General features: G+C 69.9%; 8 protein-coding genes and 1 pseudogene. 6 read left to right on the top strand and 3 right to left on the bottom strand.

What is annotated here, in order from left to right; genetic code table 11:
- Both IEY93_RS36870 and IEY93_RS36865 read left to right on the top strand, forming a co-directional pair.
- Positions 1 to 210, top strand: a pseudogene (locus tag IEY93_RS36870) (pectate lyase); the annotation flags it as partial.
- A gap of 135 nt (positions 211 to 345) precedes the next feature.
- Positions 346 to 2,115, top strand: coding sequence for a cellulose binding domain-containing protein (locus IEY93_RS36865; RefSeq protein WP_203968524.1), 1,770 nt, complete (start codon positions 346 to 348; stop codon positions 2,113 to 2,115).
- Positions 2,116 to 2,262: 147 nt separating this feature from the next.
- Here the strand turns inward: IEY93_RS36865 and IEY93_RS36860 are convergent, their stop codons facing one another.
- Both IEY93_RS36860 and IEY93_RS36855 read right to left on the bottom strand, forming a co-directional pair.
- Positions 2,263 to 3,888 (bottom strand): cellulase family glycosylhydrolase, encoded by a 1,626-nt coding sequence (locus IEY93_RS36860; RefSeq protein WP_189167804.1) that lies wholly within the window; start codon positions 3,886 to 3,888, stop codon positions 2,263 to 2,265.
- A 436-nt stretch (positions 3,889 to 4,324) separates the two neighbouring features.
- Positions 4,325 to 4,834 (bottom strand): hypothetical protein, encoded by a 510-nt coding sequence (locus IEY93_RS36855; RefSeq protein ID WP_189167803.1) that lies wholly within the window; start codon positions 4,832 to 4,834, stop codon positions 4,325 to 4,327.
- 160 nt (positions 4,835 to 4,994) lie between these two features.
- On the opposite strand from IEY93_RS36855, the gene IEY93_RS36850 reads away from it, so the two are divergent.
- Both IEY93_RS36850 and IEY93_RS36845 read left to right on the top strand, forming a co-directional pair.
- Complete coding sequence (locus IEY93_RS36850) at positions 4,995 to 6,212, top strand: hypothetical protein (RefSeq protein ID WP_189167802.1); 1,218 nt, start codon at positions 4,995 to 4,997, stop codon at positions 6,210 to 6,212.
- Positions 6,213 to 6,517: 305 nt separating this feature from the next.
- On the top strand, positions 6,518 to 6,850 hold the full coding sequence (locus IEY93_RS36845) for a CBS domain-containing protein (RefSeq protein ID WP_189167801.1): 333 nt from the start codon (positions 6,518 to 6,520) through the stop codon (positions 6,848 to 6,850).
- A gap of 33 nt (positions 6,851 to 6,883) precedes the next feature.
- Here the strand turns inward: IEY93_RS36845 and IEY93_RS36840 are convergent, their stop codons facing one another.
- Positions 6,884 to 7,063, bottom strand: coding sequence for a hypothetical protein (locus tag IEY93_RS36840; protein WP_189167800.1), 180 nt, complete (start codon positions 7,061 to 7,063; stop codon positions 6,884 to 6,886).
- A gap of 201 nt (positions 7,064 to 7,264) precedes the next feature.
- Between IEY93_RS36840 and IEY93_RS36835 the strand changes: the two genes are divergently transcribed.
- Both IEY93_RS36835 and IEY93_RS36830 read left to right on the top strand, forming a co-directional pair.
- Entirely contained in the window at positions 7,265 to 7,468 is a 204-nt protein-coding gene (locus tag IEY93_RS36835; RefSeq protein WP_189167799.1) for an Arc family DNA-binding protein, read from the top strand.
- A complete protein-coding gene (locus IEY93_RS36830; protein WP_189167798.1) occupies positions 7,465 to 7,839 on the top strand; it encodes a type II toxin-antitoxin system death-on-curing family toxin in 375 nt (124 codons plus the stop codon). The genes IEY93_RS36835 and IEY93_RS36830 overlap by 4 nt, the downstream gene beginning before the upstream one ends.
- Positions 7,840 to 8,284 lie beyond the last annotated feature (445 nt).

The raw sequence follows: 8,284 nt of genomic DNA, 5'->3' as shown, positions 1-8,284 counted from the left end.
TTCGAGAACGTCGCCGACCCCTACCACCTCGGCGAGGCGTCCTCCGGCCCGGGCACCCTGGTCGCCCGCAACAACCAGAAGGTCAACTCCGGCGCCGGGCAGACCGGCGGCAGCGTGGCCACCATCCCCTACTCCTACACCTGCGACACCCCCTCGCAGGTGAACTCCATCGTCAGCGCGGGAGCGGGCGCAGGAAAGATCAACATCTGAGCCGCCCCGGCTGAACATGCGGCATCCGCCGCGCCACCGTTCGCATCCCGGCCACCAGGCGCGACCGCCTGGTGGCCGGTTCTCGCCGCGTCTGCTCCACCGGCAGGCCGGACGACATGATCATCAGGAGGGTCAATGTTACGGATCGTGGCCGCGGCCGCGGCGGCCGCACTGCTCGGCACGGCACTGGTGACCGGAACGGCCGCTGCCGCCGATCCGGTCATCACCGTGTCGGAGGGCACCCGCTACCAGGCGATCGACGGCTTCGGCTTCTCGACGGCGTTCCGGCGGGGTGAACTGCTGCGCAGCCTTTCCCAGGCGCAGCAGAACGAGATCTTCCGGCTGTGGTTCGACCGCGACAGCGGGGCGGGGGTCAGCATCCTGCGCCTCGGCATCGGCGCCTCCCCGCAGGGCAGCCCGTACGACAAGATGATCTCCATCCAGCCGCAGGACCCGGGTGGGCCCTCCGCGACGCCGAAGTACGTGTGGGACGGCGACGACGGGGCCCAGGTCTGGCTGTCCAAGGTCGCCCAGTCGTACGGGGTGAAGCGCTTCTACGCCGACGCCTGGAGCGCCCCCGGGTACATGAAGGACAACGGCAGCGCGGACAACGGCGGCACCCTCAAGACCGAGTGGCGGACGGCCTACGCCAAGTACCTGATGCAGTACACGAAGTTCTACGAGCAGGAGGGCATCAAGATCACCGATCTGGGCTTCCTGAACGAGCCCGACTTCACGGCGCCCTACGAGTCGATGCGGTTCACCCCGGCCCAGGCGGTGGCGTTCATCAAGGTCCTCGGCCCGCTGGCCGGCAACGTCAAGATCGCCTGTTGTGACTCCTACGGCTGGGACCAGGCCAAGCCGTACAGCAGCGCGATCGAGGCCGACGCGGACGCGCGGCGCTACGTGACGACCTACACCGGCCACGCCTACGCCAGCTCGGTGACGAGCCCGCAGCCCGGGAGCAAGCGCACCTGGATGTCGGAATGGGGACCCTCGGGCAGCACGTGGAACGAGAGCTGGGACGACGGCAGCGGCCAGGACGGGTTCACCGTCGCGCAGGCCATCCACCAGGCGCTCACCGCGGGCAACGTCAGCGGCTACGTCTTCTGGCTCGGGGGCTCGTCCGGCGCCACCCGGGCGATGATCCAGATCGACACGGCGGCTCGTACCTACCACGTGTCCAAGCGGCTGTGGGCGATGGCGGCCTACAGCCGGTTCATCCGGCCGGACGCGACCCGCATCGGCGCCTCGACGTCCAACTCGTCGTTGAAGGTCTCGGCGTTCCGCAACGCGGACGGCTCGAAGGTGGTCGAGGTGCTCAACACCGGCACCTCGGCCGTGACCTGGCAGGGCGTGCAGGGTGACGCGAAGGCGTATGTCACCGACAACGCCAACTCGCTCACGCCCACCTCGGTCACGGGCGGGAACGTCACGCTCAAGCCCCGGGCTCTGACCACCGTCGTGATCGGCGCCCCCACGGCGACCCCCACGCCGACTCCGACCCCCACTCCCACGCCGACCCCGACGCCGACGCCCACCCCCACGCCGACGCCCACCCCGACCCCGACGCCCACCCCGACCCCGACGCCGACGCCGAGCCCTGTGCCCGGCGGATGCTCGGCGACCATCGAGACGGTGAACTCCTGGGGCAACGGCTTCCAGTCCAACGTCACGGTGCGCGCCGGCGGCAGCGCGATCAACGGCTGGACCGTGAACTGGACCTGGCCCGGCGCGCAGTCGGTCAGCCAGATCTGGGGAGGGGTGCGCTCCGGCTCGGGCTCCGCCGTCACCGTCCGCAACGAGACGTGGAACGGCACGCTGGCGGCCGGCGCCACCACCACGTTCGGCTTCACGGCGGACGGCACCGCCGCGACCCCGGCGCTGACCTGCACCGCTTCCTGAGCAGGCCATCTGCGGCGCGGGCCGTCCAGGCCCGCCCGGCCGGCTCCCGTCCCTGGGCGCGGTAGCCGCCACGACCTGGGCGACATGAGACGTGCCCCGCGCGGAGGATCACCTCCGCGCGGGGCACGTCCGCGTCCGCCGGCGCGGTCAGTTCGCCGTGCAGGTGTAGCCGGACGGCACCGAGGTGCTGTTGTTCGGCCTGCCGCCCTGGAAGCCGAACGTGGTGCTGCCGTTCGGCGCGAGCGAGCCGTTGTAGCTCTCGTTCTTCGCGGTCACCGTCTGCCCGCTGGTGCTGACGGCGGCGCTCCACGACCCGGTGACGGTGTGACCGGACGGCAGGGTGAAGGTCACCGTCCATCCTCTGATCGGTGCGGTGCCGGTGTTGGTGACGGTCACCGGCTGGATGACATAGCCGTTGCTCCACTGGCTCCCGGTGGTGGCCGTGACGCTGCACCCGCCGTTGCCGCCCCCGGTCGTGGTGGTGAAGGTCGCCAGGGCGGAGTTGCCGGACAGGTTGCCGGCGCCGTCCCGGGCCCGCACGTAGACCTGGTACTGGGTGCTCGCGCTCAGCCCGGTGAGGGTGATGGAGGTGGTGGCCGTCTGGCCGAGCAGCGTGTCGTTCGCTCCCTGCTCGCGGTAGACGTCGTAGCCGGCCAGGCCCGAGCCGCCGGAGTCGGTCGAGGCGGTCCAGGACAGCGTGGCGCCCGAGGAGGTCACGTTCGAGGCGGCCGGGGTGCCCGGGGTGGTGGGAGGCGTCGTGTCCGTCGGGGTGCCCCCGCCGAAGATCGTGGCCTCGCGGGAGGTCTGCCTGATGCCGTTCGCGCCGGTGAAGATCCGAGCGCCCCAGGAGGTGAGGTTTGCGGGGTTGAAGTTGGTGACCATGTCGAGGTACTCGACGCCACCGCCGTTGCCGCTCCAGGACCAGCCGATGTAGCCGATGCCGCGCGACTGCGCCTGCGCCATGATCGTGTCCTCGTCGGGGTCGCCGTCCGAGTGGTTGAACCCGAACTCGCCGATCACCAGCGGCAGGCCGGCCGTGCGGAAGGCGTCCAGGTAGGCGTTGATCTCCGCCGCGGTGTCGAACACGCCGTACATGTGGATGGAGAACACCGTGTTGCGCTGCGGGTCGGCGGCGGCGACGGTGGCCGCGGTGTCCCGCATGACGAACTGCCAGTCCTGACCCCAGTTCGGGGCGTCCACCATCAGCAGGTGCTGGAAGCCGTTGCTGCGCATCTTGGCGACCGCGTTGGCGGTCGCCTGGGTCCAGGAGCTCGCGTTGTTGTTGCCGATCGGCTCGTTGCCGATGTTGATGACGACGTAGTCCTCCTGGCCGACGAGGGCGTTCTTGACACTGATCCAGTAGTTGACGGCCGCGTCGAGCGTGACCGCTCCGCTCTGCTCGCCGTACCCGGTGGTGTCGTGGTTCTCCAGGACGCAGATCATCTTCCAGGCCTTGCACTGGGCGACGACGTTGGCCACGTCGCTCGCGCCGTTGGCCGGCCAGCGACCGCCGCTCAGCACGACGCGGACGGTGTTGGCGCCGTAGGACTTGATGCCTCCCAGCGAGGAGAGCTGGCCGGTGTACCAGGTGTGCGCGTGGCTGACGCCGCGCATGATGAAGTTGGATCCGTTGGCCTCGACGATGTTCCGGCCGCTCACCCGCAGGCCCACCGCCGCGTTCGCGGGCTGCGCGGCGACGAGCACCGAGATCACCAGGGCGAGCACGGTCGTCACCGCCGCCTGTGCCATCCGGAGTCGCTGTCGCTTTCTCATGGTCACCTTCCTCGGGGGGTTATTAACCGGTTAAGTCGAGAGGTGCGCGAGGGCCCTCCGCCCGCGAAGAGGGCCGAGGCGGTGCCCGTACGACCGTGCCGGTGGGGTGTCGTCACAAAGAGGGTGGCGCGCCTCTGGCGGGATGGCCGCCCGGCTGCGCCGCGTTCGTCGGCGGGGGGTGGGAGCGCTCCCATAGTGGGTGGATTCCCTGCGGGTGTACAGCACGCGCCGGCGGTGCGGTGGACGGCCGCTCGACCGGCACGCGGTCACATCCGGCCGCGGGCCCCCCGACATCGCAAGACGCGCCCGCGGTGCGCACCATGGCCCGCGCACCGGCGGTGCGGCGGCGGAAAACGTGCTGAAACTTTCAACTCCCGCGGCCGGGAGCGGCGTAAGCCCTTCTTCGGCCGGCCTTCGGCGGTGTCCGAACGCCCGGTCAGAGCGAGACGGCCTGCGGGACGGTCACGCCCAGGCTGGAGATGGGGCACAACCGGTCGAGGCCGGCGGCGATCGCGGGCTCCAGCTCCAGCGTGGCCCGCACGACCGGGTCGGTGACCTTCAAGAAGGCAAGATGGCGGATGCCGTGCGCCACGACGTTCGCCATCGTCATGTCATCAGGAGTGGGGGTGGCCGGCGCCCCTCCTCGCGCCACGCGCAGGTACGGCAGAGGGGTGGCGGGCAGGTGCGTCCAGGGGTCGGGGCAGAGCGCGTAGGTGAGCACCACCTCGCCGCTCGGCTCGTACCGCCAGCTGGTGGAGTGGACGATCATGTTCCGCTCGTCCGCGGTCACTCCCGACATGCGGCGGGCGGCCTGGTCGGGACTCTCGCCAGGCAGGGGGGTGGTGACCATGCGGCGGTACGCCCAGCAGCCGGAGGCGTCCACCCGCAGTGCCAGGATCTCGACCGTGACCGTCGTCGTGGAAGTGACGACCTCATCTGTCAGCATGCGTTCCCATCCCGTCCTCGGCGACCGGCCGGCGCACCGCCACTCGGCTATTGCAACGAGTATGCAGGAGCGGTCGCCACGCATCGCATCTTTGCTATTGCCGTAAGTGCCGCACATGTGCGTGGCTTCTCGTTGAGAACCACCTGAGGAGGCGAGTGCTATGCCGGAACGTCCGGGAGTGCTGGTGCTCATGGGATCGGGCGAGACCAGCCCGACCATGGTGGAGGTACACCGCTCGGTCGTGCGGCGGCTCGGCCGCTCCCCCCGCGCGCTGCTGCTGGACACGCCGTACGCGTTCCAGGAGAACGCCGCCGACATCTCCGCACGGGCCAGGCGCTACTTCGCCGACAGCGTCGGGGTGGCGGTGCAGGAGGCCTCCGGCGCCGGCGCCCTGGTCGACGCCGACTGGGTGTTCTCCGGGCCGGGAAGCCCGACGTACGCGCTGGACCACTGGCGGGGGACGGAGGTGGGCGCGGCGCTACGGGCCAGGGTCGGCGCCCGCGCGGGAGCCACCGTGCTGGCCTCGGCGGCGGCCTGCACCGCCGGCGTCGTGGCGGTGCCGGTCTACGAGATCTACAAGGTGGGCGCCGAGCCGCACTGGCGGGAAGGGCTCGACCTGCTCTCGGCACTCGGCCTGTCGGTCGCGGTGATCCCGCACTACGACAACGCCGAGGGCGGCACGCACGACACGCGGTACTGCTACCTGGGCGAGCGGCGCCTGTCGCAGATGGAACGCGAGCTGCCCGAGGAGGTCGCGGTGCTCGGCATCGACGAGCACACGGCCGTGCTCATCGACCTCCTCGCCGAGACCGTCACGGTGCGCGGGCGCGGCACGCTCACCGTACGGCGCAGAGGAGCGCACACGGTGTTCCCGGCCGGCGCCGTGCTCGGCCTGGCCGAGCTTCGCGAGCTGGCGAAGGGCGTCACCGGCTTCTTAGCCGGCGGGGAGCGCCCGGCGACCCCGGTCGCTCCCGCCGGGCAGGACGAGTCCGCCGCCACGCTGGCCGAGTCGGTGCGGCGGTGCGAGTCGCGGTTCGACGCGGCCACCGGGTGCGGCGATGCCGACGCGCTGGGCGAGGCCGTGCTGGAGCTCGAGGCGGAGATCACCCGCTGGGCCGCCGACACCGAGGAGGACGAGGGCGGCGTGGAGCAGGCGCGCGCCGTGCTGCGCCACCTGGTGACCCGGCTCGGCCGCATGGCCGACCTCAGCTCCCCGCGCGAGCGGCTCGCCCCGCTCGTCGATCCACTGGTCGCCCTGCGCGGGCGGCTGCGCGAGCAGGGCGCGTACGAGACCGCGGACGCGGTGCGCGACGCCCTGGCCGCGGGCGGCGTCCAGATCGAGGACACCGCCCAGGGCCCCCGCTGGACGGTCACCTGACCTGTGATCGGTCGGCGGCGCCCGGTCCGCTTCCGGTGGCGGTGCCCGCCGCACGCGTCGGGGGCGTAGGCGGTGAGCCGCTGGCACTCGAAGGTGCACGCCCGGCGGAACTCGGCTCTCTCCCCGAAATCCACGAACGCGACCTCGCTCGCCGCGGCACTGCTCGTGGCCGGAAACGAGCTGAATGTCCGGTGGCATCGGCGGTCTCCACCGGCGGACGGCTCGTTTCAGCCGCCGGGCGCTGGGCAGCCCGACGACATCCGTACTCGACGAAAGGAGAGAGGAAGCCGACCGCACGCCAGATCATGACCCCGGACGCGGAATGCGTGTTCGCCGACGAGACGGTTCTCGACGCGGCCGAGAAGATGGCCCGGCTCGACGTCGGCTCGCTGCCCATCTGCGGCTCCGACAACCGGCTGAAGGGCATGCTGACCGACCGCGACATCGTCGTGAAGGTGCTGGCCAAGGGCAAGGAGCCGACGTCGTGCAAGGCGGGTGAGCCGGCGCAGGGCGAGGCCGTCATCATCTGCGCCGACGACGACGCCGGGGAGATCCTCAAGACCATGGCCTCCCACCGCGTCCGCCGCCTGCCGGTCATCGACGGGCACACGCTGGTGGGCATGGTCATGCTCTGTTGAACGCGGCGACGAGGGGACCCGTGTCGCAGAGGATCACGCGATGATTGCTCCGTCGGACTCCTCGTGGTGAGGATAGGTGAGATACCGGTCATGATGGACGCCAAGGTCTGCCGGCCCTTGGAGAGCACCGACCAGAGCGGCGAGGTGCCGAGGAAGCTGCGGCTCATTGAGAGCGTCCTCGGTGCCGGCTCCGGCATCATCATCGACATCCATGGTTCCAGTGTAGGCACGAACCTGTCCGAGCCAGAGGCATCGCTACAGCTGCAGCGTACGCAGGAACGGCTACTGCAGCATCGGTGGCACCAACGTCAAGCTAGGTGACCAATTCGACGGGCTGCCTGTCAGACGGGCAGGTGTGATCAGGCCGCGATGATCTCGCCGGAACGTGGTACCAAAAAATGATACCGTCGGCGTATGGCTGAGACACGGCTTCGGCTGCCGGACGAGACGTATGAGCAGATCAAGCAGCTCGCCAGTGGTGACGCTCAGAGCGTCAACTCGGCGATGGTGGTCGCCATCGAGGAGTACATCGCCCGGCGCAGGCGGGAGCGCTACCAGGCTATGGGCCGAAAGATCGCCGAGCGAGACCGGGAGTTGCTCGAGCGGCTCGCCCGATGACTTCCTATCCGACCACAGAGGACCTACTGGCCCTGGCGGAGGCGGTGCTCCCGGTGGTCCGGATACGTGACGGCGGTCAACTGCACGCTGCGGTGCTCCGCCCGCAGACGACCGTGTTCGGTGACGACGCCTATCCGGACCTGTGGCAGAAGGCGGCCGCCCTGATGCAGAGCATCCTGATCGGGCATCCACTGGTGGACGGTAACAAGCGGCTCGGCTGGGCCGCTGCCGTCGCCTTCCTTGAGGACAATGGGGAGATTCTGGAGTATCGCGACGTGGATGAGGCCGAAAGGCTGGTCATCTCCGTGACGACAGGCGAGTTGGAAGACATTCCTGACCTGGCGCAGCGACTCCGCAAGCTAGGCGCGTGAAGACGAGCTGACAGACGACGCGATCACCGTCTGAAGCCGGAAGCGAGTCGCTGCCACCAGCAGTACTTTCTCGAAGAAACGACTACTGCGGCATCGGTGGCACCGGCGTCAACGCAGGTGACCCTTCGGCCTGGTGCTCGACCGGGCTGACGACCTCTGTGGAGGAGTAGCCGGGATCTGAGACCTCCGGGTGGTGGTCAGGCCAGTTCGGAGGTCTCGTCGTGGGCGGAGGAGCCCACCACGTGATGGCGTCGTCAACCAGGCGCCTGGCCGCCTCCGACGTCTGGCTTTCCCTTGGCCCGGCGGGACGAGTTGTTCGGTTCGATTGGTTCGGCCGAGGCGAACAACGAGGGCGAATTTGTTCGGTGCAGTTACATTGGCTTAGCCGAACAAAATCACGGGAGGCGCTGGTGTCTGGACCGGGGAGGCCGTCCAGGGCGACCGT

Source organism: Sphaerisporangium melleum, from assembly GCF_014646695.1.
GTDB classification, from domain to species: Bacteria; Actinomycetota; Actinomycetes; order Streptosporangiales; family Streptosporangiaceae; genus Sphaerisporangium; species Sphaerisporangium melleum.
This window is presented reverse-complemented; position numbering and strand designations above follow the sequence as displayed.

What these genes read in the sequence shown, in the direction of transcription:
- IEY93_RS36855 (WP_189167803.1), bottom strand. Translation starts at nt 4,834, where the DNA reads ATGCTGACAGATGAGGTCGTCACTTCCACGACGACGGTCACGGTCGAG.
- IEY93_RS36835 (WP_189167799.1), top strand. Translation starts at nt 7,265, where the DNA reads ATGGCTGAGACACGGCTTCGGCTGCCGGACGAGACGTATGAGCAGATC.
- IEY93_RS36865 (WP_203968524.1), top strand. Translation starts at nt 346, where the DNA reads ATGTTACGGATCGTGGCCGCGGCCGCGGCGGCCGCACTGCTCGGCACG.
- IEY93_RS36845 (WP_189167801.1), top strand. Translation starts at nt 6,518, where the DNA reads ATGACCCCGGACGCGGAATGCGTGTTCGCCGACGAGACGGTTCTCGAC.
- IEY93_RS36860 (WP_189167804.1), bottom strand. Translation starts at nt 3,888, where the DNA reads ATGAGAAAGCGACAGCGACTCCGGATGGCACAGGCGGCGGTGACGACC.
- IEY93_RS36830 (WP_189167798.1), top strand. Translation starts at nt 7,465, where the DNA reads ATGACTTCCTATCCGACCACAGAGGACCTACTGGCCCTGGCGGAGGCG.
- IEY93_RS36850 (WP_189167802.1), top strand. Translation starts at nt 4,995, where the DNA reads ATGCCGGAACGTCCGGGAGTGCTGGTGCTCATGGGATCGGGCGAGACC.
- IEY93_RS36840 (WP_189167800.1), bottom strand. Translation starts at nt 7,063, where the DNA reads ATGGATGTCGATGATGATGCCGGAGCCGGCACCGAGGACGCTCTCAAT.